General features: G+C 70.1%; 22 protein-coding genes and 1 riboswitch. Of the genes, 10 read left to right on the top strand and 12 right to left on the bottom strand.

From position 1 onward, the window contains the following. Positions 1 to 63 precede the first annotated feature (63 nt). From ACFVXE_RS31195 to ACFVXE_RS31170, 6 genes are all read right to left on the bottom strand, one after another. Positions 64 to 489: a DUF4190 domain-containing protein gene (locus ACFVXE_RS31195; RefSeq protein ID WP_389676223.1), complete on the bottom strand. Its 426-nt coding sequence runs from the start codon at positions 487 to 489 to the stop codon at positions 64 to 66. 339 nt (positions 490 to 828) lie between these two features. Further along, entirely contained in the window at positions 829 to 4,110 is a 3,282-nt protein-coding gene (locus ACFVXE_RS31190) for a GH92 family glycosyl hydrolase (RefSeq protein WP_389676251.1), read from the bottom strand. A 900-nt stretch (positions 4,111 to 5,010) separates the two neighbouring features. Beyond that, positions 5,011 to 5,796 (bottom strand): SAM-dependent methyltransferase, encoded by a 786-nt coding sequence (locus ACFVXE_RS31185; protein ID WP_389676221.1) that lies wholly within the window; start codon positions 5,794 to 5,796, stop codon positions 5,011 to 5,013. Positions 5,797 to 6,009: 213 nt separating this feature from the next. Continuing rightward, positions 6,010 to 8,220, bottom strand: a complete 2,211-nt coding sequence (locus tag ACFVXE_RS31180) for an FUSC family protein (RefSeq protein WP_389676220.1) — start codon at positions 8,218 to 8,220, stop codon at positions 6,010 to 6,012. 169 nt (positions 8,221 to 8,389) lie between these two features. Then, complete coding sequence (locus ACFVXE_RS31175) at positions 8,390 to 9,619, bottom strand: MFS transporter (protein ID WP_389676218.1); 1,230 nt, start codon at positions 9,617 to 9,619, stop codon at positions 8,390 to 8,392. 104 nt (positions 9,620 to 9,723) lie between these two features. After that, complete coding sequence (locus tag ACFVXE_RS31170) at positions 9,724 to 11,049, bottom strand: MFS transporter (RefSeq protein WP_389676216.1); 1,326 nt, start codon at positions 11,047 to 11,049, stop codon at positions 9,724 to 9,726. Between the two features lie 264 nt (positions 11,050 to 11,313). On the opposite strand from ACFVXE_RS31170, the gene ACFVXE_RS31165 reads away from it, so the two are divergent. Together ACFVXE_RS31165 and ACFVXE_RS31160 are read left to right on the top strand one after the other, a co-directional pair. Continuing rightward, entirely contained in the window at positions 11,314 to 12,033 is a 720-nt protein-coding gene (locus ACFVXE_RS31165; RefSeq protein WP_389676215.1) for a hypothetical protein, read from the top strand. Positions 12,034 to 12,376: 343 nt separating this feature from the next. Beyond that, complete coding sequence (locus ACFVXE_RS31160; RefSeq protein WP_389676213.1) at positions 12,377 to 13,459, top strand: AI-2E family transporter; 1,083 nt, start codon at positions 12,377 to 12,379, stop codon at positions 13,457 to 13,459. 63 nt (positions 13,460 to 13,522) lie between these two features. Here ACFVXE_RS31160 and ACFVXE_RS31155 read toward each other — a convergent pair whose 3' ends face one another. After that, complete coding sequence (locus tag ACFVXE_RS31155) at positions 13,523 to 13,984, bottom strand: DoxX family protein (RefSeq protein WP_389676249.1); 462 nt, start codon at positions 13,982 to 13,984, stop codon at positions 13,523 to 13,525. A 625-nt stretch (positions 13,985 to 14,609) separates the two neighbouring features. Then, positions 14,610 to 15,095 carry a carboxymuconolactone decarboxylase family protein gene (locus ACFVXE_RS31150; protein WP_389676212.1) on the bottom strand — a complete coding sequence of 162 codons (486 nt, stop codon included), beginning with the start codon at positions 15,093 to 15,095 and terminating at the stop codon, positions 14,610 to 14,612. A 174-nt stretch (positions 15,096 to 15,269) separates the two neighbouring features. Here ACFVXE_RS31150 and ACFVXE_RS31145 point away from each other — a divergent pair, with 174 nt between their 5' ends. Continuing rightward, positions 15,270 to 16,211 carry an RNA polymerase sigma-70 factor gene (locus ACFVXE_RS31145; protein WP_389676211.1) on the top strand — a complete coding sequence of 314 codons (942 nt, stop codon included), beginning with the start codon at positions 15,270 to 15,272 and terminating at the stop codon, positions 16,209 to 16,211. Positions 16,212 to 16,591: 380 nt separating this feature from the next. Here ACFVXE_RS31145 and ACFVXE_RS31140 read toward each other — a convergent pair whose 3' ends face one another. Continuing rightward, the gene (locus ACFVXE_RS31140; protein WP_389676210.1) at positions 16,592 to 17,125 is read right to left on the bottom strand and encodes a GNAT family N-acetyltransferase; all 534 of its coding nucleotides are present in this window, start codon (positions 17,123 to 17,125) and stop codon (positions 16,592 to 16,594) included. Between the two features lie 221 nt (positions 17,126 to 17,346). Here ACFVXE_RS31140 and ACFVXE_RS31135 point away from each other — a divergent pair, with 221 nt between their 5' ends. The 5 genes from ACFVXE_RS31135 to ACFVXE_RS31115 all read left to right on the top strand — a co-directional run bounded on the left by ACFVXE_RS31135 (position 17,347) and on the right by ACFVXE_RS31115 (position 22,246). Beyond that, on the top strand, positions 17,347 to 17,850 hold the full coding sequence (locus tag ACFVXE_RS31135) for a DUF1203 domain-containing protein (RefSeq protein ID WP_389676208.1): 504 nt from the start codon (positions 17,347 to 17,349) through the stop codon (positions 17,848 to 17,850). Between the two features lie 202 nt (positions 17,851 to 18,052). Next, positions 18,053 to 18,277 (top strand): hypothetical protein, encoded by a 225-nt coding sequence (locus ACFVXE_RS31130; protein WP_389676207.1) that lies wholly within the window; start codon positions 18,053 to 18,055, stop codon positions 18,275 to 18,277. Between the two features lie 376 nt (positions 18,278 to 18,653). Further along, positions 18,654 to 19,862, top strand: a complete 1,209-nt coding sequence (locus tag ACFVXE_RS31125; RefSeq protein ID WP_389676205.1) for an aromatic acid exporter family protein — start codon at positions 18,654 to 18,656, stop codon at positions 19,860 to 19,862. Positions 19,863 to 20,057: 195 nt separating this feature from the next. Further along, a complete protein-coding gene (locus tag ACFVXE_RS31120) occupies positions 20,058 to 20,417 on the top strand; it encodes a UBP-type zinc finger domain-containing protein (RefSeq protein ID WP_389676203.1) in 360 nt (119 codons plus the stop codon). Between the two features lie 889 nt (positions 20,418 to 21,306). Beyond that, a riboswitch (cyclic di-AMP (ydaO/yuaA leader) is annotated at positions 21,307 to 21,492 on the top strand. Positions 21,493 to 21,496: 4 nt separating this feature from the next. After that, positions 21,497 to 22,246, top strand: coding sequence for a transglycosylase SLT domain-containing protein (locus tag ACFVXE_RS31115; protein ID WP_389676201.1), 750 nt, complete (start codon positions 21,497 to 21,499; stop codon positions 22,244 to 22,246). A gap of 141 nt (positions 22,247 to 22,387) precedes the next feature. Here ACFVXE_RS31115 and ACFVXE_RS31110 read toward each other — a convergent pair whose 3' ends face one another. After that, complete coding sequence (locus ACFVXE_RS31110; protein WP_389676199.1) at positions 22,388 to 23,587, bottom strand: MFS transporter; 1,200 nt, start codon at positions 23,585 to 23,587, stop codon at positions 22,388 to 22,390. 74 nt (positions 23,588 to 23,661) lie between these two features. On the opposite strand from ACFVXE_RS31110, the gene ACFVXE_RS31105 reads away from it, so the two are divergent. After that, on the top strand, positions 23,662 to 24,420 hold the full coding sequence (locus ACFVXE_RS31105; protein WP_389676198.1) for a DeoR/GlpR family DNA-binding transcription regulator: 759 nt from the start codon (positions 23,662 to 23,664) through the stop codon (positions 24,418 to 24,420). Between the two features lie 51 nt (positions 24,421 to 24,471). On the opposite strand, the gene ACFVXE_RS31100 is transcribed toward ACFVXE_RS31105, so the two are convergent. Both ACFVXE_RS31100 and ACFVXE_RS31095 read right to left on the bottom strand, forming a co-directional pair. After that, complete coding sequence (locus ACFVXE_RS31100) at positions 24,472 to 25,449, bottom strand: phosphotransferase family protein (RefSeq protein WP_389676197.1); 978 nt, start codon at positions 25,447 to 25,449, stop codon at positions 24,472 to 24,474. Between the two features lie 88 nt (positions 25,450 to 25,537). Continuing rightward, positions 25,538 to 25,948 carry a DUF6188 family protein gene (locus ACFVXE_RS31095; RefSeq protein ID WP_389676195.1) on the bottom strand — a complete coding sequence of 137 codons (411 nt, stop codon included), beginning with the start codon at positions 25,946 to 25,948 and terminating at the stop codon, positions 25,538 to 25,540. Between the two features lie 169 nt (positions 25,949 to 26,117). On the opposite strand from ACFVXE_RS31095, the gene ACFVXE_RS31090 reads away from it, so the two are divergent. Beyond that, the gene (locus ACFVXE_RS31090) at positions 26,118 to 26,351 is read left to right on the top strand and encodes a hypothetical protein (protein WP_389676194.1); all 234 of its coding nucleotides are present in this window, start codon (positions 26,118 to 26,120) and stop codon (positions 26,349 to 26,351) included. Positions 26,352 to 26,451 lie beyond the last annotated feature (100 nt).

Genomic DNA, 26,451 nt, shown 5'->3' with positions numbered 1-26,451 from the left:
TGCGGGCTCCGGCCTCGGGGGCGGTACGGCGAAGGGCGGTGGGCGATCAGGTCTGCCGCGCGGTCATCCGTACATGTTGCTGAGTGCCCACCAGCTCCAGGCGACGACGGCGACCGGTACGGTGACGGCCACCGACCCCAGAACGATTCCGGCCAGTGCGCGGCGCCGGTCGGGCTCCTCCTGCTCGCGCATGTCGCGCAGCGCGCCGACGCCGGACACCACCGCGCAGATCCCGAGCGGCACCACGAGATAGACGGGGAAGTACCGGATCCACGGCGCAATGGCGGCGGGCAGCCACGGGCATCCGATCATTGCCACGGCGAGCAGGCCCAGGAGCAGCGAGCAGGTGCCGCTCCGTCCCTGTGCCACGGTCACTTCGGGCTCCTCCGGCATTTTGGTCCCCCGATCGGTCGAGCAGACGGCGCTGCGCAGATCCGTGACCACGCGCATCAGTGGTACGTGCAGGGCCGTGGGCGCGATGCGGCGCATGACGCAAGCGTAGAGGCCCGGCGACAGCCTCCGCCTGCGGACGGCTACTCAACTGGATCTGAGTAGCCCGTAGTTCGCACATCCGGTGCCTCGCGGCGATGCCACCGGGGTCTTTCGCCGCACGCCGCCGATCCGCGTCGCCGTGCCGAACGGCGAACGGGCCGTGGGGGGCGGGGGGGGGGCCCCCGCCCCGCCCGCCCCGGCCATAAAATGATGGGTGCGGGGGGCCCCCCCGAAAAAGTGTAGAAACCCCCCGCCGGGCCCCCGCGCCGCCGGGCTCCGGGGCCGGCCGGGCGGGGTGGGCCCCCCGGCCCCGACGGCCCGTTCCGATCAGATGAGTCAGGCGGTGGCCACCGCGAAAATGTGGATCACGCCGCCGTCCGTGGTGGCGGGCAGGGTCACGCTCGCCAGCTGCTTGCCCGCCTGGAGAGCGATCGGGGCGGTGGCGAAGATCTCGGTGCCCACCGGGTCCTTGCCCCCGCCCTGGACGTCACGGTACGTGGTGTGGACCGCGATCGTGTTGCCGAACGACGGCTGCTGCGTGCCGCCGCCCAGCGTCCAGTCGCTGAAACCGATCTCGGCCTGCTGCGTGGTGCCGTCGGTGTACGTCAGCGTCACCTTGCCGCTGGCCGAGCCCTCGGCCGCGCTGCCCAGCAGGCTCAGCTTGGTGTCGCCCTGCGCGGAGGGGACGTTCAGCACCTGCGGGCTGCCGCCGGCCACCTCGATGTTGTCGGGGTCGCCCGCGCCCACCTTGGGCCAGCTGAATTCGAAGCCACCGGACGAGACCGTTCCGCCGGGTGTCGTGCCCGCCGCGGCGAGCGCCTCGGCCGAGTAGCTCCAGCCCTCACCGTCGAAGTTGGCCTGCGGGTTGTCGTCGTCGGTGGAGATGCCGGTGCTGTTGCGGTTCCACAGCATGCCGTTCTTCTCGGCGACGGTCACCGCGGCCGACGTCTTCGGGAGTTCGGCGCCGGAGGACGACTTCAGCGTCACCGGGATCGTGTAGTGCCCCTCGGCCGTGTCCGCCGCGGCCGACACGGTCAGCTTCGCACTCACCGAACCGCGTGCCGGGACGGTGAAGTCGCCTTCCGCGGGCGTGACGGTGACACCGGCCGGCGGCTTCGCCGTCCAGTGGATCTCGGTGGCCTGGGCCTCCAGGGTCTGCACCTTGACGGTCGTCTCCGCGCTGCCCGAACCGGGCTCGATCTTCAGCTGGTCCGGAGTCGCGCCGGTGAAGTACTTCACCCCACCACCGGGGAAGGACGGCGGGACGTCGGCCGCCGCGCTGCCCCAGGAGGTGTCCGCCGTGGCGCCGAGGGTGTAGTCCAGCGTGCCGCCACGGGTGACGAACGAGGCGGGGACCCACGGCTTGCCGGACGTCCTGCCGTCGACCTTCAGGCCGTGGATGTACGTGTTGTCCGCCGAAGCGGCCGGTGCGTCGACCGTGATGGTCTTCCCGTGCCCGGTGTGCACCACCGCGTGCGGGAACAGCGGAGCGGAGAGGACCAGATCGGCGCGACTCGGGTTCTGCGGGTACATGCCCAGCGCCGAGAAGACGTACCAGGACGACATGGTGCCCGCGTCGTCGTTCCCGGGGATGCCGCCCGGGGTGTCGGTCCACAGCTGGTCCATCTCCGCGCGGACCGTCTCCTGGGTCCTGTACGGAGCTCCCAGGTAGTTGTAGAGGTACGGCGCGTTGATGTCCGGTTCGTTGGTCGCGTCGTAGCGTGTGGCGTCCCGCGCGGTGAAGTCGAACTTCCCGTCCGGGGTGCGGAAGAAGGCGTCGAGTCGCTTCGCCGCGGCGTCGTCGCCGCCCATCGCGCTGGCGAGCCCCGCGATGTCCGAGTAGACCATCCAGGTGTACCGCGCGCTGGACCCCTCGACGAAACCGGTGCCGGTGCCCGGCGTGAAGGTGCCCGCCCAGGTGCCGTCGGCCTTGCGGTCGCGGATGTAACCGCCCTGCGCGGTGGCGTTGGCGTCGAAGACGTTGGTCCAGTTCCCCGAACGGTCCAGGAACTTCTTCGCGTCGGCGGTCTTCCCGATCTGCCGGGAGAGCTCGGAGAGGCCGTAGTCGGCAGCCGCGTCCTCCAGCGTCTCGGCCGCGCCTCCCCAGCAGTGGCAGCCGTCCGCCGGCACGTAACCGAGCTCCATGTACTTGTCGAGCGCGGGCCGCTGGCCCACACACTCGACATTGCAGCCCGAGCTGTCCGAGTCGTTCGCCGTCGGCACCGTCGCCGCCTCGACCAGCGACTTCAGCGCGCCCTCGACGTCGAAGTCATGGCCGCCGAAGGCGTAGATCCCGGCGAGCGCCGCGTCCGAGGGGTCGCCCGACATCACGCTCGTCTTGCCGTTCTCCAGCAGCCAGCGATCCCATTCGCCGCTGCGCTGGCCCGCGTAGTTGTAGAGGGACTGCGCGTAGTCGCTGCCCGCCCGCGGATTGAGCAGCGTCATCAGCTGCACCTGCGCGCGGTACTGGTCCCATCCGGAGAAGGTGCCGTACTGCGCCTTCTGCCCCTTGGCGAGCCGATGCGGCTTGCGGTCGGCGCCGAGATAGCGGCCGTCCACGTCGCTGGTCAGGGTGGGCTCCAGCATGGAGTGGTAGAGCGCGGTGTAGAAGGTGGACCGCTGGGCGTCGGTACCGCCGCCCACCTCGATCGCCTTCAGGGCCTTGTTCCAGACCTTGGCGGCCTGCTCCTTGACGGAGTCGAAGCTCTTCCGGGGCGAGTTCTCCGCGCGGAGGTTCGCCTCGGCGTTCTCCGGGCTGACGTAGGAGACGGCGACCTTGGCCTGGGCGAGGGTGGTTCCGTCGGCGAAGGTGATGTACGCGCCGGAGCCCTTGCCCTCCACGGGGTTGCCGGACGAGCTGTACCCCGTACCTCCGGAGGCGGAGGTGGAGTCGGGCTCGACGGTGCCGTCCGTCCAGGTGCCGACCTTCGCGAACGCCTTGTCGAAGTGGGCGGTGAAGTAGAGCGTGTAGAGGTCCTTGCGGTTGTTCGCGCTCTGCGGACCGCAGAAGTTGCCCGCGGTGACGGAGCCCGTCACCGTCCGGTCCGCCTTGTTGATCTTCACGGTGGCGCCGGTGCTGCCGCTCTCCGAGTTCGAGGTGCGGAAGAGCATGCTCGCAGGCTTGCCCGCCGGGAACCCGAACTGCCCCGAGCCGGTGCGTGCGGTCGTGGTGAGTGCCGCGGAAGCGCCGCTGGCCAGACCCACCTTGTAGTAGCCGGGCGAGGAGGTCTCGTCGGCGTGCGAGAAGGTGCTGGCGTACTTCGCGTCGGTGGTGTCCGCGGTGGGGGAGGAGTCGACGTCACCCACGTACGGCATGATCGGGATGTCGCCGTTGGCGCCGGAACACCCGACGCCGTTGAGATGGGTGAGACTGAAGCCGCGGATCTTCGTCGCGTCGTACTGATAGCCGCCGGGAGCGGGTGTCGAGACCTGCTTGCCCCTCGAGTTCTGCGGGCTCCAGGCCAGCATGCCGAACGGCTGCACGGCGCCCGGGTAGGTGTTGCCCGCGTTCGAGGTGCCGATCAGCGGGTGGACGTACGACACCGGATCCTTGACGGTGTCGTGCGGGGATGCCGCCGAGGCGGGGGCGGCCGTGGCAGCCAACCCCAGCGCGGCCATGGCGGTCACCGCGACGCAGCTGACAGCTCTGAGCCCGGGGTGCGTCCGACGGTTGTGCGTGTCTGACACCGATCCTGCCCTTCGTGTGTGACGGACGGTCAACGGGGTGGGAACGGGTGCGCCGCGACCACTCCGGAACGGCGCCGTTCCGACAACGTTGTCAACGACGTGAGGATGCTCCTCCTGCCGCTTCGGGGTGTCAAGGTTTTGCGGCGTACGACAGTCCGGGCGGGCCTCGTCCCAGCTGGGAAGCTCTGCGCGAACGGTCCGATGAGAACTCCCTGTTACGGACCGGGAGCCGACGGGGGTGGTGTGCCTGCGATGGGCGGATCGATGTCGAGGCGCCCTGATGCGTGGTGTCCGGCGGTGCGCCGTGGACGCCATCTCCCGTTACATGCGGCGGTGTTGAGGTGCGTTGTGGAGATTGTGCCCGCAGGTGTACGGCGGATCCCATGGCTCATCCGAGTGGTGACCGGGACGTGGGATCCGGAGCGAAGGTGACTGTCCGTCACGGGTGCGGCGGCTGCGGGTCGGAGTTCTCCTCGTCGGCCGGAGCGGCTCCGCCCGGGATGGTGGCTGCCGTCGCGAGACACTCCGCACGCGGTTTCGACCGCGCTGAGGCGGTGTCGAGAGCGTCCGCGCGACTGTCGGGTCCGGTGCTGCTGCCGTGGCTGCCGACCTTGCCCGCAGCCCGTGGTGGACGGTCACGGGGCCCGGGCGCCCCGACGGGCCCCCGGAAGGCCCCGCTGCCGGGCGGGTGGCGGCCAGTGGACGGGCCCGCCCGGCGGCGACGCGCGGACTGCCCGTACGCCGCCACCACCGTTGTCGCCGACCCGGGCGTCGAACGGTGCCTGGTACGCGTCTGTGTGAAAAGTGGTCAGTTCCTGTTGTGACCGCGACCTACGGGACGCGTGCGACGGCGACGTACAGGCCGCTGAACTCGGGCTCGGGAGCAGGGGTGTTCCGGAACCATTCGGGCGCCGTCGCCAGACCCGGTTCGACGATGTCGAGGCCGTCGAGGAAGCGGGCGAACTCGTTGCGGGTACGCAGCGCGAGCTGGATGCCGCCCTTGCCGTACTCGGCTGCGCCCTGCTCCCCCCGCTCGGGATTCACATCGGACGCCCCCTGGGACAGCACCACGTAGCTGCCCGGAGCCAGCGTGCTCACCAGGGTGCGGACGATGGTGTACGGATCGTCCGCGTCCGGAAGGAAGTGCAGGAGTCCCAGGAGCGACAAGGCCACCGGCCGGTCGAAGTCCAGAATCCTGCACGCGGCCGACACGATCCCGGCGGGTTCGCGCACGTCCGCCGGGACGTAGTCGGTGGCCCCCTCCGGGCTGCTGATCAGCAGCGCCTCCGCGTGACGCAGGACGATGGGGTCGTTGTCGCAGTAGACGACCCGGGCGGCCGGGTTGATCTCCTGGGCTGTCTGATGCAGGTTCGGAGCGGTCGGGATGCCCGTGCCGATGTCCAGGAACTGGGTGACCCCCTCGCCGGCGAGCCAGGCAGTCGCACGGTTCATGAACGCGCGGTTCTGGTGCGCACCGACCTTCGCCTCGGCGGGCAACTGCTCCGCGACCGCCTGGTCGACGGGGTAGTTGTCCTTCCCGCCCAGGAGCCAGTCGTACACCCGCGCGGAGTGGGGCCTACTGGTGTCGATCGGGGTGTGGGACATCCCTGCCGTCATGACATGCTCCGTTACCGATGAGTCGAACCGCTCCGACGGCGCAGTCTGCCACAGCAACTTCCCTCGGATCCATGCGCGTTGACTGACGCCCCGGAACCCGGCCCGAACCTGTGGCGGTTCGTGCCGCATGCTGGCGACGCAACGGGGTGCGTCCCGGGCCGCGAGGTGTACGGGACCGCCCCTGTGCCGCCCGCGGAGGGTCGACCGGCCGGCTCAGTCTCTCTCCTCCGGCAGCGGCCCGGCCATGGTGGTGGCGGTGGCCGCAGTGATGTGGTCCAGATCGACGGCGAGTCCCCGCAGCCATGCCTCGGCGTCGTAGTAGACCGGCGGGGCGGGGGTGTCTGCCGGCAGGACGTCCGGTTCCGGACGACGGCACCCCGACGGCGGCCGCTGTGCCGATGCCAGGAGGGCGCCGACCAGCACGTACCGTCCGGCCAGTTCGTCACCGTCCCGGGCCACTCCCTCCCGGCACACACCCCCGAGCGACCGGATCCCGTCAGCGTCCCCCGGTTCCAGCAGGCGCTGGGACCCGCGCAGGGCGTGGTGCCCGGTCATCAGCGTCGCCTGCCAGTCCGCCCCCGGGGTACCGGGCCCGCGCGGCTCGCTCTGGTACTGCGCGAACGACGATTCCGCCAGCGTCAGGGCGTGCCGCAGCGCGACTTGGCTGCGCTGTGTCTCCACCGGATCCTCGGCACGGACCGATGTGGTCGAGGCGATCGTCGTACCGATGGCGCGCAGGAGTACGGCGACGTCTCGGCGCAGTTCCTCCTGGGCACCCCGTGGCCAGGCGAGCAGCCCGATGGCCAGACCGATCACGCTGCCGGTGAGAACGTCCAGGAAGCGGACCTCGGCCAGTTGCCAGGTGGCCGGCGCGAGCTGGGCGAAGACGGTGGACACCACCAGGGTGAACATGCCCTGCGCCCATCCCACACCACGCGTCGGACCGATCCAGAACGTGGCCAGCATGATGGCCGGCAGCACCACGGCGTAGGCAGTGGTGCTCCCCCCGGCGAACACCAGCAGGGCCGCGGCTGCCAGCGCACCGAGCAGCGCGCCGACGAGGGCCTGGCGCACGACCGTACCCGTCTGCGCGGCAGTGGTGCGGATCAGGGTGAGAGCGGCCAGCATGGCCCAGAATCCGTGGGGGAGGGAGTCGACTCCGGCCACGGTACGGGCGGCTGCCAGGGCCAGACCGATGCGCATCGCGTTCTGGAAGTACACCGAACGGGGGCTCAGATGCCCCATCAGCCGATGCCCCCACAGGCGGACCGTGGAGCGCCCCGCGTACCAGAAGCTGCCGTCCTGCGTCTCCGAGGGCCCGAGTCGCCGTCCCAGGGCGAGATCGGAGGCGGTGGCGAGCGCCATCCCGGCGTGGGCGGCCTCCATCAGCATCGCCTGACGGCGCATCACCATGGTGGTGGTTCCGGGTGTCGTCGCCTCGTTCAGCGGCCCTGTGCGCGACCGCCGATACACGGCCAGCGCGTTCCACAGACGTCCCGGGCCGGCCGGACGGCCGGTGCGCAGTGCGGCGGCGGTCAGCCGGGCCGATGCCGCGACCTCGTGCAGCAGCGCGAGGGACGGAGGATACGGACTCCGGGGGCCGGGCCCCGGCATCTTCTGCAACCGGGCCAGGAGAACGCGCGCTGCCATACCGGTCTGCGAGAGCGCCCGCTCCCGCCGCCCAGGTCCGGCGGGACGCTCCGATTCCGGCACCCGGAAGGGGCGGAGTGCGTCGCCGGCCGACCGTGCGGCAGCGTGCGTCTCGGGCGACAGCGACCATGGCGGCCGGGCCAGCTCGGTCGCGCACCGCGCCGCGGTCATGGCCGCGTCGGCCGACAGGGCCCGGTAGGAGGCGACGGGCGGGTCGGGCAGCAGCAGGACCTCGGCGAGCACGAGCAGCAGGATGCCCAGCGTCATCCCGCCCAGCCGTTCCCCCAGGGTCTGCGGCGCGTACGGAGGGAAGCACGGCAGGATGTACAGCAGTTGCAGGCCGGGAGCCGCCCCGGCCAGGCGTGGACCGGCCACCGCCGCGAACGAGAGCAGGAAGCCGAAGACCAGTGTCCCCGCGACCGCCGCCCAGGTGTGTACCGCGAGCAGCGTCCCGGCCGTCACGAGCACCCAGCCGACGGGGAGTACCCGGAGCTCGACGACGGCGCGTTGGCGCCCGGTGCCGGGGATACGGGACAGACCGGCCATGGACACTGCCGCGAACAGGCCGTACGTGGCGGCGACGGGATCGTGCAGGCCGTACAGACCGATGTAGAAGGCGACGACGGCCGCGAGCGTCACCCGGACGGCTCTGCGGCCCGCGTAGGCCGAGCCGTCCGTGCCGTGCCGCAGCGCGCTGCCGACCCGGCGCAGGGCCGGGCCGGGGCGTGGACACGCACGGGACGTGGTACCACCGGTGTCCCTCTCAGGGCCCATGGCCGGCCCCCTGCCCGCTCGTCCTTCTCCCAGGATCACATTCGTCCCGGACCACCGCACGGTGCGGCACACGCGTGTCGTCGTGTTCCGCACCGTGGTGCGGCTCCAGCTGCGGGCACCCGCGAACACCCGGGCCGCGGTCGGCAGCGACACCGCCGTTGCGCGTGCTCTACGGACGATCGGTTGCGTCCACCGGCGGCGGTCGCCGTGCGGCGTACGCTCCGGCGCCGGCTGCCAGCAGAATCACACATCCGGTGAAGATCAGTCCGGCTCGGCGCAGCCCGAGCCAGGTGGCCATGGCGCCGACCCCGACCACCGGCACCGAGATCCCGGCGTAGGCGACGACGAAGAACGCCGAAATCGTGCCGCCCCGACGGTGGGCCGGGGCCGCGCCGCTGACCAGGGTGAGTGCCGAGCGGAAGGCCAGCCCCTGGCCGGCGCCGCCGCACACGGCACCCAGGACGAGCAGCGGCATGGATTCGGCGATCAGCGACGACGCCACGAACAGCAGACCCACGATGAGAATGCCGCATCCCAAGGGGAGTGCGAGGCGGACGCCGATCCGCTGGGTCAAGGACTGTCCGACGGTCGATGCGAGGAACACGGAGAAGACCACGGCCCCGGAGACAGCCAGATTGTGCACACCCAGCGTCTGCGCGGCGAAGCTCGGCGCGACTGCGGTGAACAGTCCGAGTAGCGCGAAGCCCGCGAACGCCGCCAGTGACGCGGGCGTGAACACGCTCCTCACCTCCGGTGGCACCGCGACCCCCTGCGGCTTCAGAGGTGGCCACCGCTTCGGCTCGTCCACGGTCTCCGGCAGGAACCAGGTGATCGCACATCCCACAGCCACCAGTCCCAGGTGGACCAGGAACGGCAGCGTCAGCGGCCAGGGCGTGTACTGCGCGAGCAAGCCGGAGAGCAGCGGCCCGCAGCCCAGACCACCCATGTTCGCCGCGGTGGCGGCGAACCCGGCCCGCGCCTTCTGCCCGGGACCGGCGAGTTCGATGACGGCCGCGGTCGCCGCGCCGCTCAGCAGACCGGCCGCGCAGCCGGACAGCAGCCGTCCGACGAAGAGCAGAGGCAGGCCGCTCTCCAGGAGGAAACAACCCGCACTCGCGGCCGACAGAGCCATGGCGAGCAGCAGCACGGGCCGGCGGCCGACCTCGTCGGAGTAGTTCCCCGCGACGAGCAGCACGGTGATGACCGCGACCGCATACACGGCGAAGACGACGGTCACCATCAGCTCGGAGAACCCGATCTGTTCCTGGTAGCGGCCGTACAACGGTGTCGGCAGTGTCGTCCCGGCCATCCCGATGGCGAACACCACCGCCGCGGCCGGATAACCCGGTCGCCAACCACGGCGCGTCCGCACTGCGTCCTCGCGAGCGATCACGCCCATCACCCTACGAGCGGCCGCTCGACGCAGCGGTGCCCGGCGCGAAATGGTGCGCCGTTCCGCACGAATGTGAGCCCGGGGGCTGTCCCGTGGTCCAAGGGGAGCCGCTACTCGTCCGCACTCGGAGCACGGTCCTGACCGGAGCCGCCAGTCGGCGAAGGGACGGGTTCGGCCGACGGGGTCCCGGCGGGTTCGGGCCGAGGAGCCCCGACCTCGGAGAGCAGGGGAATCGTCCGGATGGGACGGCTCGAGGTGAGCGCGAGCGCACCGATGGTCAGTAGCACGGAGAAGGCCAGGACGGTCGGCTGCATCCCGAAGCGGTCAAGGGATGCCCCGCCGAGGACAGGAGCGAGCGGACTGATGCTCATGGCCATGAAGCCAATTGTGCTCTGTGCCCGGCCCTGCATGTGGTCGGGGGTGGTAATTACCTGGTACCCAAAGATTCCTGAATTGAGGGCCGGTACCGTGAAGACCGCCAACGAGAGAAGTGCAACCAGAACGGCCGGACGCGTAGTCATGGATGTGGCAGCGAACGACATGGCAATCATCCAGCCTGCGGCGATGGCTATTCGACCCGTGGTGAAACGGCGAATTACGGAAGGTGCGGCAATGGCGCCCAGGAGTCCGCCGACACCGATTCCTGTCTCCAGCAGGCCGATCACCGGAGCCGGAACACCTTGTCGCTGCAGATTGATGACGAGCACGATCAGGATCGCGCCGACGCAGAAATTGAGCAGGGTCGCCACCAGGGCGATGACGCGGATCGCCTTCTGCTGAATCAGCCAGACGATCCCGCTCCTGATGGCCGGCAGGATCGGCTCGCGGCGGTCTGCGACCGGAGCGGGCAGAGGGCGGCGAATGGTTACGAGTAAGACCGTCATCAGGGCGTACGAGACGGCGTCGACTCCGATCGGAATGACTCGCCCGATGCTGTAGAGCGCACCGCCGAGGGGAGCGCCCACCAGGTTGGCAACGTGCTCACGCCCCTCGTTGGCGGCCATCGCGCTTCCCATGGCACGCTCATCGACAATGTGCCGAAGTGCCGCATTCTGCGCCGGCAGGAAGAACGCCCGGCTGATGCCGCTCGTGAACGACACGAGCACGAGATGCGCGATCGTCAGCCGGTCCGCGTATCCGGCAATTGCGACGGACCCGTACGACAGGCATCCGGCAGTCGAGCAGGCCACGAGAACGCGTTTGCGATTCAGTCTGTCGACAAGCGCGCCGGCGGGGAGTGCCGTGATGGCCGTTCCCAGACCGAACGCTGACGCCACGAGACCGACCTGGGCCAACGAGTCCGTCAGTGTGGTGGCGAGCAGCGTAAAGGCGAACGTACTCATCGCCGAGCCGAGCGAACTGATCGTCTGTCCGCTCAGCAAGCGGACGTAGTCAGGGTTCCGGAGCAGCCGCGAGCGACTGGTGGGTTTCGACATGGGCGGAAGACTGGCACAGGGGGCATGGCTTCCGCCCGGCTGATGACTTCGGGAAGTCGGCACATCCGCCGGCCGGTCGTCGAAACCGGCTCAGTGCGTCCGACCCGGGGCCGGGTGTTCACGGTCAGGTCCACGGGCCACGGTTCGGGATCGGCCAACCACCTTGCGGCGCAGGCCGTTTCGGGATCGCCCACGGTGCCCTGCCGCTGAGGAGAGACTGAAACGCGCGTGCGTTCGACCTCGGTCGATGACACCCTGTGCCGGGTGACCTCAACCAACATCAACTCGCTCGGTGTCGCCGCAGCCCGGAACAACGCCGAATGGTGCGCCACGGTCTCCCGGACCCATGGAACCCCCGGAACCTTCGGTGAGGCGGCCTGGACGAGTGCCCGACGGACGCCGCCGTACTACCCGGACGCCGTCACGCTGCGCCCCGACGCGGTGCCGGCCGACATCCTTCCCGGCATCGACACCGCGTCACCCGGCTGCTCGGTCAAGGACAGTTTCGGCACGCTCGATCTCTCGTCGGACGGTTTCGTCGAGCTCTTCGACGCCGCGTGGATCCACCGCCCGGCCGGCATCCCGGTAGCACCGACCACGGGTCTGCGGACCGAGTGGGTCGTCTCGGCCGGTCGACTCCGTGACTGGCAGGCAGCCTGGCACGGTGACGGCGAGACCCCGGACATCTTCCGGCCGGAACTGCTGGACGACCCGTCCGTGCGGGTGGTGGCCGTTCTGGACGGGGCGAGGTTCGCCGGCGGCGCGGTCCTCAATCACAGCGCGGGTCTGGTGGGCATCTCCAACGTCTTCGCCGTCGACCACAGCGATGTGGCCGCCGTCTGGGCAGGTGCCCTCACCGCAGCCGGAGAACACTTCCCCGGACTGCCGGCCGTCGGCTACGAGCAGGGGGACGATCTCACGCCCGCCCTCGACAACGGTTTCGCCACGCTCGGCCCGCTCCGTATCTGGCTGCACAGCTCCTGACCGTCGTCGCATCCCGACCGTCGACGCCGGGAGGTGTACGACGCACGTCCAGTGACGACGGTCGTACGGCGACAGCCCGCGATCCACCAGGCGACTGCGCCTGTCGGGTGACTTCGCGTGTCTGCGGCCGCGGGAACCGGTACGGTGCGCCGCAGCCTGGTACCAGCAAGGAATGCCCAGGCGATCGCATACGCAGCCCGACAGCTCGGACCCCGGCTCCGCGCCGGCAGGACGGAGGCGCCGGACCCGTGCGGCGCCGCGTGTCGGCGGCCCCGCGGCACGGCGGCGCCCGGGCTCGCACGAGGCGCCGGCCCGCCTGGCACACGCATCGCCGGTGCCTCCGATGCTTCGTACCGCCGCCGCCTACGCCTGGCGGATCCTGGTCGTGGGAGCGGTCGTGTACGCCGTCTTCTCGGCGCTGGGACGGTTCCACGAGATTGCGGTGGCGGTATTTCTCGGCCTGGTCGTCACCGCGATGCTGCGCCCGGTGGTGGACGTCCTCGCCCGGGTGATGCCGCGGCCGCTCGCGGTGGCACTGGCGCTGGTCGGCAGCATCGTCCTGTTCCTCGGAGTCCTGTCGCTCGTCGGCGAGGCGGTCGCCGGGGAACGCGAAGGGTTGGAGCGGCAGTTCAGCGAGGGGCTCGCCAGGATCGAGCGCTGGCTGGAGGAACCACCGTTCCGGCTGGACCCCGGCGCCCTGTCCGACCTGCAGAAGCGGATCGGGCAGTTCCTGTCGAGTCATCAGTCCACTCTGATCAGCACGGCGCTCAGTGGTGTGGGCCGGCTGGTGGAGGTGCTGACCGTGTTCGTTCTCGCGCTGTTCTGCTCGGTCTTCTTCATCCACTCGGGCGACCGGCAGTGGGACTGGCTGCGCGAACAGCTTCCGGTGACGGCGCGGGACCGGGTGGAGATCGCGGGCCGGGCGGCGTGGCGGACGTTCACCGGCTACACCCGCGGCATCGTTCTGGTGGCCGCCACCAACGCCCTGCTCGTCGGACTCGCGCTGTTCGTGCTCCGAGTGCCGCTGGCACTTCCGCTGATGCTGCTGGAGTTCTTCGCCGCCTTCGTACCGCTGATCGGCTCGCCCATCGCCCTCGGCGTCGCCGCCGTGGTGGCGCTGGCGTCGAAGGGCCCGATCGTCGCGGCCGTCGTCATCGCGCTGATTGTCGTGATCGGCCAGATCGAGGGCCACCTGCTGCACCCGATCGTGATGAGCTGGGCCGTCCGCCTGCATCCGGTGGTGGTCGCCCTCTCGGTGATCGGCGGCGCGATCGCGGCGGGGGTGCTGGGTGCGGTGGTCGCAGTGCCCCTCGTGTCCGTCGTCTGGTCGGTGCACCAGACCCTGCGCCGTGAGCGGGTGTCCACACGGTCGGGGACGCCCGGTGCGGGTGCGGCGACCGAGATCCGCGCGACCGGCCGCCGGTGACCCGCGCACAGGGCCGGTCGTCGTCGCTGTGGCGATCGACGCCGAGCGGTGGGGCCGATTCGCTCATAGGCACAGTGCGAGGGCGGCGCCCGCGCCGCCGAGGCCCAGTGCGAGGGCGGCTTCGGACCAACCGCCCTTCCCCCAGCGGAAGGGGCGGTCCAGGGCGTACCGTCCGGGCCCCAGGGCGGCCACGGCGAGCGCGACGACCGCGATGCACACGTTGTACTCCACGCCGCCCTTGAATTCCCATATTCCGTGCACTGCGGTGACGGTCACCATGGCGTTGATCATCACGCCGATCAGGGCGGCCGCTGCCAGTGGCGTGAACAGCCCCAGAGCGAGACCGAGACCTCCCAGGAACTCGGATCCGCCACCGATGACGGCGTAGACCGTGCCGGGGTGGTATCCGAGTGAGGCGAACGCCTTGCTTGTGGCGGTGAGACCGTCGCCCCCGAAGACGCCGAAGAGCTTCTGGGCGCCGTGCCCTGCCATCAGCAGACCGAACGTGAGCCGGAGGAGAAGCAGAGCCCAGTCGCCGGCGGTCGATACGGGCCGCGTACGGACACGGCCGGCAGCGTCGGGGGAGTCGCGAAGGTACTCGGCTAGGTGTTTCACCGGAGGCTCTTCTCTGCTCCGAGATCCCGGGGCGGAGCCGATCGGCCGCCGCGGGAACTGCAGGGCGGGTTGTCCGGCCACCGTGGCACCTGGGACGAATGCCAAGTGGGGAGGACCGCGACGCTGCCCGGACACAGCCGGAGGCATGAAGAACAGGAGGTCACAGCGGCGTTTTCGCTTTCGACCCGGTCAGGCCGCCGGTCGGTTCTCGCCATCGTTGAAGTGACATCGGCTTGTTCACACCATCATTACCCCCTTACCTCGTTCGTGCCGACCGCGCGGTGCCGGGTGCGTGTGCGATTTCCGGCGTGGAAGGGCTGTGCCGGGCAGGGACTGACCGGTTCGCACATTCATGCACCGTGCATTCATCGAGTGGAACGAGCCGATGACCACTCTGAGTTGTGGCTCGCCGCGCTCTGTGCGCGAGCCGGGGGTTCGGCGGTCCGGACACCCCTCCGGTGGGCGGCTCCGGCCTCACCCGGACCGGACCGGCCCGGATCGTGTGATCCCCGGCCGGGCCGGATGCGCCTGCCGATCAGTTGAACGCGGCGGCGAACATCCCGGGTTCGTAGGATCCTCCCCGCTGGTGCACGATCACGGCGAGCCGGTTGGCCGCATTGATCAGGGCGACCAAGCAGACCAGCGCGGCGATCCCGTCGTCGTCGTAGTGCTTGCGTACCTGGGCCCAGGTCTCGTCGGACACGCCCTGGTGGGTGTCGGCGAGCCGGGTGCCCTCCTCGGCGAGCGCCAGCGCGGCCTGCTCGGCCTCGGTGAACACGGTGGACTCGCGCCAGGCGGCGACCAGGTTGAGCCGGACCGCGGACTCACCGGCGGCCACGGCCTCCTTGGTGTGCATGTCGATGCACCAACCGCAGCCGTTGATCTGGCTGGCGCGCAGCGACACCAGCTCCTGCGTGGACTCCGGCAGCGGCGACCGGTGGATCACCAGGGCGGCGTTGGCGAACCGCTTGGCGAACTTGGCGGCGATCTCGTTGTCGAACATGTTGAATCGGGTGTCCATGACTGCTTCCTCACTCGTGGCGTGGCACTGAACGAACACGAGATGCCGGCGGCCCGCCCTCTGTGACGGGGCGGTCGTGTGATGTGCGTCACCACTCACGGGTGTCACAGAGCCGCGGGAACCGGCGTCCTGTGTGCAGGGCACCCGTCGACAGCCAACAGGCAGGAGCAGCCGGTGAAGAGCGAGCACAGCGAGCGTACGGACGACGCGGCCGGACGGGCTGACGGCGGCGGATGCACGGATCCCGCCACCGACGCGTTCGTCGCCCATCGCAATCTGCTGTTCACCGTCGCCTACGAGATGCTCGGCTCGGCCGCCGACGCGGAGGACGTCCTGCAGGAGACCTGGCTGCGGTGGTCGGGTGTCGATCTCGGGACGGTACGGGACCAGCGCGCCTACCTGGTCCGGATCACCACGCGCCAGGCACTGAGCCGGCTGCGCACACTCGGCCGCCGCAGGGAGTCCTACGTCGGCTCCTGGCTGCCCGAGCCGCTGCTCACCGCGCCCGACGTGGCCGAGGACGTCGAGCTGGCCGACAGCGTCTCGATGGCGATGCTGCTGGTGTTGGAGACCCTCGCGCCGACCGAGCGGGCGGTGTTCGTGCTGCGCGAGGTCTTCGACCTCGGGTACGACGAGATCGCCGAAGCCGTCGACAGGAGCCCGGCCGCGGTCCGCCAGATCGCGCACCGGGCGAGGGCCCACGTCGCGGCGCGCCGACCGCGCGGCGTCGTCTCCCCGACCGAGACCCGGGAGGCGCTCGATGCCTTCCGACGGGCGGTCGGGACCGGCGATCTGCAGGGCCTGCTCGACATCCTCGCGCCGGATGTCGTCCTCCTGGGTGACGGTGGCGGAGTCAAGCAGGCCGTGCTCAGGCCCGTCACGGGGGCCGACAAGGTGGCCCGCCTGCTGGCTGCCGGCCTGGGCAGGATCGCCGCGTCGTCGTCGTTGGGGCCGGCACAGGTCAATGGCTCTCCGGCGCTGATCCTCCGGTTCGACGGCGTGATCGACACCGTCGTCGCGGTACGCATCGACGACGGCCTCATCACCGGGCTCTACGCCGTGCGCAATCCCGAGAAACTGTCACACATGCGGCAGGAGACCGACCTGTGCCGTTGAGTCCGGGCCGGGAAACGCATCCGCCGAAGGTGAGGGTGACACGGTCGGACCGGCGAACTCTCCGGAGCCGGCTGCCGGCCGAAGGCCGGACCCTGACTGCAGAGCACTGCGAACTCCCCCTGCCAGGCGGGGAGATACCCGACGACCGCACCGGACCGGAACGACCGCAGCGGTCCCGGACGGCGGAGGCCGGGCGGACCGGCGCCCCCGGATTCGTCGACGGCGGCCGGCAGTTGCCATGCCTTCGGCGTGGAGGCCTTCCACCGTCCCAGCTCAGGAAGGCACTTTTGCGTTCCTGCCCGACCTTCAGCCGCACCCCGACCGGGAACGGCGAGGCCAAGGGCTTGCGGGGAAGCAACACCTTGCTTCCCCGCAAGCCCTCAAGTGGCGGGCCCGTCGGTCAGTTTTCTCTCCCAGAACACTTCGTCGCGCCATGCGCCGTCGGCGTAGAAGTGGTCATGGGCGATGCCCCAGGAACTGAATCCGTGCCTGCGGAGGATCGCCTGAGACGCGAGGTTCTCCAGTTGGGTGTGTGCCTCCAGCCGATGCAGGTTCAGCTCGTCTTCGGCGATCCGCAGCGCCAGGCCGACGGCACGGCTCGTGTGCCCGAGCCCCTGGTGGAGAGAGGAGACCCAGTAGCCGAGGAATCCCTTCTGGAACGGGCCGCGCAGGATCGAGCTGATGTTGACCTGCCCGATGACGGCCTCGTCGGAGAGCACGACGCCGGGCCACGAGAGCCCCTCGCCGTGGGAGGCCAGAAGGGCATCGATGACCGAGGCTTGCCCGTCGGGCGTGTAGAACTCTGCCGGTCTCGCCGGCAGCCAGCGCGCATACGCCTGCTTGTCCCGGGAGAGCAGGCCGGCGAGTGTGGGGCCGTCGGAGGGCTCGATCAAACGGATAGACGTGGAGCTCACGGGTGTCCTGCTGTCTTGTCGGCCGCGGTGGTCGGTCGGTTGCGCGGGAGTCCTACGGGGGGTCGCGCTCGATGGTCGGCTCAAAGATACGCCGCGGGCGCCCCGACCGGGACGGCGAGGCCGTGCGCCTCGGCCGGCCGGTCCGTGCACGGCAGTTGGCCCAGAACGCTCCGTCCGAATTCCGCCGGAACCGTGGGCCCGGCCTCGCCACGATGAAGGGCATGTCCAGCACCTATCAACCTCGGCCCATCACCCCCACGACCCTGAAGGAACTCCGCGTCCGTGACGACGCAGGGCGTCCGATGTCCCCGTACGTCGACGAGGAAGGCGGCTCTCCGCTCCGCTGCTGCCTGCGGCTCAGCGTCGTGGATGACCGGATCGCGCTCGTCTCGTACGCCCCGCTGCGTCGCTGGGCGGCCCGGACGGGGGCGGAGCCCGGGGCGTACGACGAGCAGGGTCCGGTCTTCATACACGCCCATGACTGCGGCGGTCGGGCCCCGGACAGCACCGGCTACCCCTGGGCCCGACCCGGCGCTCTCCGTGCCTTCCGCCGCTACGACGACCGAGGGCGCATCATCGGCGGCCGCATGGTGGAGCTGACTGAGGATGCCGACGCATCCTTCGACCGCGCCCTCACCGAGGCCTTCGCGGACCCGGATACCGCCCAGGTCCACGTGCGAGCTGTCGAATTCGGCTGTTACCACTTCCGCGTGGACCGTCCCTGACGGACCCCGGGGGCCGGACCGCGTCGGCCACGTCGGGGCCCGCCTCTCACGCCTTCGAACGACCGGGTGCCCACGAGAACGCTGCGAGTCACGCGCCCGACCGGCGTGACCGGCCAGCTGCCCTGCTCACGTTGGCCGGCCGGCCCGGGAACCGGCCATCCGGACCGCTCAGCCGCAGGTGAACGGCTCCGTCTTCACGTGCTTGTCGTTCCGCAGTGGGGACCATGCCGAACCGCGTTGCCTGCCGGACATTCACGCGGTCCTGCCCGCTCCGGAGGCGGTGCCCGCCGAGCCCGAGGTGCGCGCTGCGGGCCGGATCGTCCTCGTCGGCGACATCGCCGCCGGGCCGCAACCGGCGCAGGTTCCGGACCTGTTGACCGCGCAGGACGGTCCGCGTCGCCCGGACCGGCGGCGGCGCGGACCGTGAACTCGACGTGACCGTTGTCCGGCCGCCCCGGCGGCGATCGATGACACCACCGTTCCGGACAGCCGAACCTTGTGGGCTGCGACAGGCCGAACGATGCCCGGTCGGGGCGGTCGGTCCTTCCGGGGCGAAGGAGGAGACACCCTGTTCACCCGTACCGCCGGGCGGGGGCACACCGTCGCGACGCAGTGGACCGGGTCAGCGCCGAGACCGTTACCGCGCCCGGCGCCGTCAAGCGGCCGGCTGTCCCCGTGGTCGGGAGGGGCGGAGCCGCGGGACGCACGGCGTACCACGGACCCGTCGAGGCAGAACACGGCACAACAACCCGTCCGGTGGATGGGTGCGGCTGCGAGCAGCCGTACAAGGGAAGGGGAGTGAAATGCCTGAACTCTCCGCACCAGTGATCAATCTCGTACGGCGGACCACCGAACCGGTCGCGGCACAGACCCTGCGTTCGACCGGGGCCTCTGTCATCGCCTATGTCGTAGCGGTGTGGACCCTGCCCCAACCTGCGCCGCTGACGGCCCCGCTGACCGCCCTTCTGGTCGTCCAGGTCACCCTGTACGCGACTCTCACCACGGGCATCCGGCGGGTCAACTCGGTGGTCGTCGGTGTGCTCATCGCCATCGGATTCAGTTCCCTGGTGGGCCTGACCTGGTGGAGCCTCGGCCTGACGATCTTCAGCTCGCTGATCATCGGAAGGATGGTGCGGGTGGGTGAGTTCGTCCCCGAGGTCGCGATCAGCGCGATGCTCGTCCTCGGCGTCTCCCAGGTCGCCGCCACCGCCTGGGACCGCATTCTGGAAACTTTGATCGGTGCCGGTGTCGGCCTGCTGTTCAACCTGCTCTTCGCACCGCCCGTATGGGTGCAGACCGCCGGGGTGTCCATCGAATCGCTGGCCCGGGAGATGGGGATGATGTTCCGTGCCATGGGCGAGGAGCTCGGCGGGCACATCTCGGTACCTCAGGCGGCGGCCAGGCTGCACGATGCCCGGAGGCTGGATCACGACATCGTGGCCGTCGACGCCTCGCTGCGGCAGGCCGAGGAGAGCCTCATGCTCAACCCCCGGGTCCGCCAGGGCCTCCTCTACCGCGTCGTCCTGCGTACCGGTCTCGACACCCTGGAGATCTGTGCGGTGGTACTCCGCGTGCTGGCGCGCACCCTGACGGACCTGGCCAAGGCCCGGACCGACGAGACGCTGTTCCCCGAGGACGTCGCCGTCTCGCTGCGCGAACTCTTCGCGCAGATGGCCGAGGCCATCGAGAACTTCGCCATGCTGATCACCACCCCGGTGTCCGCCAACGCCGAGCAGGCCGAGTTGCGGCTGGCCGTCGCGCTGGCGTCCAGCCGCGCCACCCGGGATGTGGTGGCAGGCCTCTTGCTGGAAGACGTGCAGGAGCACCCCAGGCAGTGGCAGCTGCACGGTGCGCTGCTCGCCGAGATCGATCGCATCCTGGACGAGCTGGACATCGACAAGCGGACCGAACGCCTCACCGAAGAGCTCGGTCGTCACGCCGCCGAAATGCACGAACGTCACCCCAGGATCGCCGCGCTGCGGCGTCGGCTCGGCGGTTCCCGTCCCGCGTAGCCGATGACCGGTCGAGACCGGCACCGCCCGCCGGACGGGGCGCGCCTCCCTCCGGCCCACGCGGACAGCGACATCGGACGCAGGCGCTCCTATTGGTCCAGCCTTACGATGCAGAAGGGGACGCGGATGGCCTCGGCGCATCGAGCCGGGGTACTTCAGGTCACCTGCTCGCGCCTGATCACGGAGGCAAGTCACATGACATCTGACCAGATCCCAGGCATCGATCTCGGCGCGGTCCCCAGTGGTGCGGGATGTGCGGACTGCTTGGCGGGCGACGGACCTGGATGGTGGTTTCATCTGCGGCGCTGTGTCGCGTGCGGACACATCGGATGTTGCGACTCCTCACCCGCGCAGCACTGCACGAAGCACGCACGCGAGGCGGGACACCCCTTCCTGGCCAGCTTCGAACCGGGGGAGAGCTGGGTGTGGAACATCGAGACCGAGAAGTATTACGAGACACCGGAGCTGCTCCCGCCCACCTCGCATCCGGCTTCGCAGCCGGTCCCGGGCCCCCAGGGTGCGGTGCCCGCGGACTGGGAGGAGCAGCTGCACTGACGTGCGGGCATGCGATGAGGGCGCATTCGGCGACCTGACGGCGTGTGGGCATCCTCGGCCCGACGCGTGACGGCTGCGAACGGGCGTGTTCAGCAGGTTGTCCGGTCCGGAGCACGCACTCACCGGCCGGGACCGCGCCGTACGAGGGGGCGTGGTCGACGGGGTGCCGGAATCGTGCACCGGACCGACGGTCCCTGCGCACCGCGCGGTGAATTCCTCCGGCAGGCGCGTGACTTGACTGACGAGCTGCGGATTCCGGTCGGTCTGTTCGGAGTCGTACGCCGTTTGCTCGCACCCTCGCTGGAGGGCCGGCCGGCCTCGGGTCGATGAAATGACCCGGGTGGGTCGATGGCCGCCCGGAAGCCCGGCGCGCCGCCTCACCGAACGCCGGGGGTCTGTCGCTCGGACCTCGGGGCGGGGTCGTGCTGCACGGCTGTCAGCCGTACGGGGGAGGAGACCGCATGGGCCCGCAAGGGCCGCATGCCCACCCCGGCCTTCTTCGGACAGGCGCGCACCGGAGCGCAGACAGTCGTCGTGGCGGGTCGGCGTCGCCACGGCCGGGCAGGACCCGAAGTCAGAATACGGACAAAAGTAACTAAAAGGATGATTGATTAATTTCGCCCTCTTTATTTATAAAGGGGGCTTTTGCATGGAATATGCGCCCGGCGGCGACGGGATGAATCGCCCTTTTCGGGCAGAGTGGCGAGAGTCACGTTCGAGCTGCGAGGAGTCGTGGCGCCCCGCTCGGTTCCCTTCTGCGCCAAGAAATTTGGCTGCGCGCCCGGGGCTGAACCGCCGGTATTTCCGTTACTCGATCTTGAAAATGAATCGCGAAGCGGGAATTCAGGTCTTGTTCTATTCCGAGTTTCTCGCTTACGGTCGCCGCAATCCGGATGGAACGCCGAATCCTGCCGCCGTCCGGGGACCCGACCTCATTCCCATACGGCAGGAACGGGGAACCCAGGCAAGCCGCCGCTCCGGAATCCGGAGCGGATAGGGGTGAAGTCGCACTCATGCGGCCAGACATCTCCAGTCTGAACCCGACAGCTCACCTCGTAGGCGACGGAGAGGAAAACGCCATGCCTGCAAAGGGTAAGCACCGTCGTTTCAAGTCCAGTTCACTGAGGAACGGATTCATCGCCGTGAGCACGGGCGGAGCCGTCCTCGTGCTTCCGCTGATCGGTGCGACCGCTGCGTCGGCCACGCCGGCGCGGGCCGTCGCCGTGCAAAGGGCTGCGGTGCCGACTGCCGTTTCCGTCAAGGAAATTGCTGCGCCGAAGGCCGAGCCGACCGTCTATTCCGTGGTCGCGGGTGACACCCTTTACAAGATCGCCCAGGCGTATTCCGTGAGTGGCGGCTGGCAGCAGCTGTACAACGACAATCGAGCAGCGGTCGGAGAGAATCCGAGCCTCATTCCGGTGGGCCTGAAACTGACCGTCGGTGCCAAGAGCGGGTCCACGGCGACCGGCACCAAGCCCCCCGTCACCGTTGTGAAGCCCGTGACGTACACGAACGACCTCGACGGCTGGATCAAGGAGTCGCTCGCCGTCATGGCTCAGCACGGCATACCCGGCAGCTACGACGGCATCCACCGCAACATCATGCGCGAGTCCTCGGGCAACCCGCGGGCCATCAACAACTGGGACTCGAACGCCGCCGCCGGAACGCCGTCGAAGGGTCTGTTGCAGATCATCGATCCGACGTTCCAGGCCTACCACGTCCCGGGTACCTCGATGGACAGTTACGACCCGGTCGCCAACATCACCGCGGCGTGCAACTACGCCGCCGCCAAGTACGGCTCGATCGACAACGTGTTCGGGGCCTACTGACGCCGAGCGGCGTCGGTCGCGCTCGACGAACGGGCGGTGAAGGACTGTGTCCTTCACCGCCCGTTGCGTGTCACCGCTCCTTCACCTCGGGAGGAGTGTCCGCGGGACGGCTGCCGGCCGACTCGGGGTCTCTCCGGTCGGTCATGCCGGTTCGGCCTCCAGGCGACCGGGAGCGCCGCGTGGTGACCGGAGCACACCGGCTGTGCACGCGGCCACGACGCAGAACGCGAGGGGCAGCAGAAACGTCAGGTTGAGCGGAACGAAGTGGGTCAGCGGCCCGATCGCGGCGGGTCCGGCCAGCATGCCCAGGTAGCCCAGCCCGGCGACGCGCGAGACATTCGTCCCGGCGGCGTTCCGATCGGCGTGACCCGCGGCGCTGAACAGTTGGGGGACACAACCGGACAGTCCGGCCCCGAACACGGCCCAGCCGAGCAGTGCCGGAAGTGCCGAGGTGGAGAACGTGGCGGTGGTCAGGCCGATCGCCGCCACGGCCGCCCCGTACCGGAGGATGGCCACCGGTCCGAAGCGCATCGCCACCCGGTCGGCGAGCAGCCGGCCCGCGGTCATGGCGGTGGAGAAGGCGCCGTAGGCGAGAGCGGCAGTGGCGGCGGGCGCATCCAGGACGTCCCGCAGGTGCAGCGTGCTCCAGTCGTTGGCCACCCCTTCGCAGAGCATCAGCATGAACGCGAGGGTGGCCAGGACCAGGATCCGCCGGGAGGTGCCCCGCGCCGGTCGGGCGGCGCCGACTGCGGCAGCCTCCGAAGCGGGAGCGGCGGTGGCCTGCACGCGCGGCAGCAGTCCACGTGAGGCGAGGGCGGCGACGACGACGCCGAAGAGCGCCACCGAGCCGAGGGTGGCCGCCGGGCTCCAGCCCCAGCTGAGCGTGCGCGCACCGACCAGTGCGGCCAGGACGCCGCCGATCGAGAAGGTGGCGTGGAAGGCGGACATGACGGGGCGCCGGTAGCCGTGCTCGACCTGGATGGCGTGGGCGTTCATGCTGACGTCGAGGCAGCCGTTACCGAGGCCCAGCAGTGCGAGCGCGGCCCCCAGCGTCCAGACACCTGTGGCCAGACCCGGAAGGATCACGGCGGCGCTGCACAGCGCCGCACCGAGCGGTACGACGGTGCGGGCGCCCCAGCGGTCGGTGAGCGGGCCGGCGATCCGCATCCCCGCGAAGGCTCCCGCGCCGAGGAGGAGCAGCAGCCAGCCGAGCACGGCGTGGCTGATTCCTACGTGACGCTCGACGGCGGGGATGTGAACGACCCACATGCCCAGGACGAAGCCGTTGAGGGCGAAGTAGGCGGTCGTGACCAGTCGCCCGGTCCGCAGTGTTCTCTCCATGGCTGCGAACATATCGAACATCTTTATTGTTCGTAAAGTTGCCCTTCGAACATGAATGGTGTTCCATCTCCGTCATGGTGAGTGCAGATCGACTCAGGCAGATCACAGAGGCCGTACGCGGGGCAGGCAGCATCGGCGTCGCGGAGCTGTCTGCCCTGACCGGCGCGTCGGAGATGACCATCCGCCGTGACCTGGAGACCCTGGCCGGCCAGGGCATCCTGGAGCGTTACCGGGGAGGAGCGAGGAGCCTGCTGCTGCGGGGCGACGAACCGCCCTTCGCGCTGCGTGTGCAGGAGGGGCTGGAGGCCAAGCGTCGCATCGCGGCCGAGGTCGCCGGGCTCATCGCCGACGGGGAGTCCGTCGTCCTCGACAGCGGCACCACCTGCCTGGAGGTGGCGCGTGCGCTCGAGCACCGCCGCCTGACGGTGCTGCCGCTGTCCCTGCACGCGGTGAACGCGCTGACCGGAGCACCGCACCTGACGCTGCTGGTGCCCGGCGGCCGGCCCCGGCAGGGTGAGCTCGCACTGACCGGCCCGCTCACCGAGGCGTCACTGGCCGCCCTGCGATTCGACACCGCGGTGATCGGCTGCTGCGGACTGAACGCCGCGAACGGCCTCACCGCCTACGACTTGGACGACGCCGCTGTCAAGCGCACCGCGATCGCATCGGCCCGCCGCATCATCGCCGTCGCCGACGGCGCGAAACTCTCCCGGACGGCCCTCGCCTTCGTCACGCCCGTCTCCGCCCTGCACGCCGTCGTCACCGATGAGGCCGCGCCCGACGGAGAGGTCGACGCGCTGGCCGCGGCGGGCGTGCAGGTGCGTAAGGTGTGAACCGGCCCGCCGCGTGGGACCGGTGGAGGCTGTGGCAGCGGTTGTTGCGGCTCAGCCGTAGCGGTCGAACAGCGTGTGGAGGTACTCCTCCAGCCTGCTGGTGAGCAGCGCCGGGGTGAGATCGGCCCGCCCCAGCTCGCGCCAGGGGACGGCCACCTTCTCGGCATCCGGGGCAAAGGCGAGAGCATCCAGCATCCGCCAGTACAGGTGGTCGGCCGGCTCCTCGGCCAGGACGCCGCCTGCTGCCACGTACCGGTCGGCGAACGACATGGCGACGCGGGACCCGTGCAGCAACGCCAATGCGGTGGAGCAGTGGGCCACGTCCAGGTCCGCCGGTCCCCAGGACGTCTCCACCCAGTCGACGACACCGGTGATCCGGAGCTCGTCGTCCTGACCGGTGAAGAGCACGTTCCCGGGATGGAAGTCCCTGTGCAGGAAACAGGACCGGTGCGCAGGGGGTTCGCGGCGGATGACGTCCACCGAGCGCCGCCACAGTGCGGGCCGAGCGGTGACGTCGGGTATCCGTACCCGGTGGGGGGCGGTCCACGCCTGGTAGCGGCGCGGTCGGTGCTCCGGCGACACCCGTACCCGATGGATGCGGACCAGCTGGCGGGCCAGCAGCTCGGCGCGGCGGTCGGCTCCCTCCTCACCCAGTCGAACGCTTCCGGGGAGCAGTGTCATCAGCAGGGAGGGGTGGTCGCAGTGCGTCGCCGTCGCGTCGACGGCCCTCAACTCGGCGGCGGGTACGTCGGTGCCGCCGAGCAGCCCCAGGATGTCGGCCTCACGGGTGAGCAACCCCTCCGCGTGCTCGACGAAGAACGGCTTGACGAAGGAGCGGAGAACCAACGAGCGGGTCTCACCGGGCCCCGATACGTTCAGGCGTCGCATCTGTGACGTCCACCCGCCACGCAACCGCTCGGCACCGTCGATGCGGTCGCCCCGCGGGAGACCGGACTGCACCCAGGCCCGCGTCCTGGCCCAGTCGTTGTGATCGGTGTCAGAGGTGTCCGCGCCTTCGTTCCCCAGCATTCGATCATCCTATGGCGTTGTGACGTGAGCTTGCGGAGCGGAGCGGGCGAGCCGGAACCGGCGCGTACGCGCGGAACCTGGACTCCGCTCAACTCGCCCCACGTCGATCCGACGTCCTCACGCCGCCACCCGGTTCGGACCTCAGGCAGTATCGGCCCCGGACGGCAACGACCCAGCCGAGGGCGTCGGTTGCCACCGGCACGATCAGCTGCCACCCCTGGGCGAACCGCACCCTCAGCACGCCGGAGTCGGCGACATGGACCTCGGTGACCACCTTGTCGAGGAGCTGTGTCGCCTTGCCCGGATTGATCCGGGCAAGGGCGTGCACCTTGTAGGTCTCACCGCCGCCTGCCGTCAGCTCTGCCGCGCTGTGCACCTCGATCCCGTCCGAGCCCACGTGCAGTCGCAGCACGGTGCCGACGGCCACTTCGCTGACCCCCACCCCGCGCATGGAACGGACGTCCCAGCCGTCCGCCACGCGGTCGATTCCATCCACCATGGCGCAAGACTAAGCACCAGGGCTGACCGACGACGTCGGCCACCCTGCCTCACAGGACCGGGGCACGGGCGCCATGGGCTGTCTCCCGCTCGACCGCGGCGGGCCGCGTGGCGACGGCAATTGCGTTGCGGTCCGCCGGTTCCTCGATCATGATCGCCGCTGATGACGAATGAACGGGGACGACGGGGCCGAGCAACTCCCCCCGGACGCCAGGCCCGAGGCGGAGACCGCCGCGGATGTCGTACGCGCCGACGGCGCGCCGGACCCAGGGGACGGAGCGACGCCGGATGACTCGGACGTGACGCTCGCCGCGTTCGTCACGGCCACCGCGAGTGCCTGGTCCGCCGGCCCGCGCGCCCACCTCGACTCACCCGGCCCGGTACCCAGCTCCCGATTCGCCTAGGGCCTTTCGTATGGATCAGGCTGGATCAGGGAGCGGGGTCTGGTGCCGTGCATCGCAAGGCGGAGGTGGGAGTCTTGGCGGAGCCCTGACGACCGACGAC

Source organism: Streptomyces sp. NPDC058231 (assembly GCF_042882275.1).
Lineage (GTDB): Bacteria > Actinomycetota > Actinomycetes > Streptomycetales > Streptomycetaceae > Streptomyces.
Note: the sequence above shows the minus strand (reverse complement) of the source record. Positions and strands in the feature narration are given on the sequence as shown.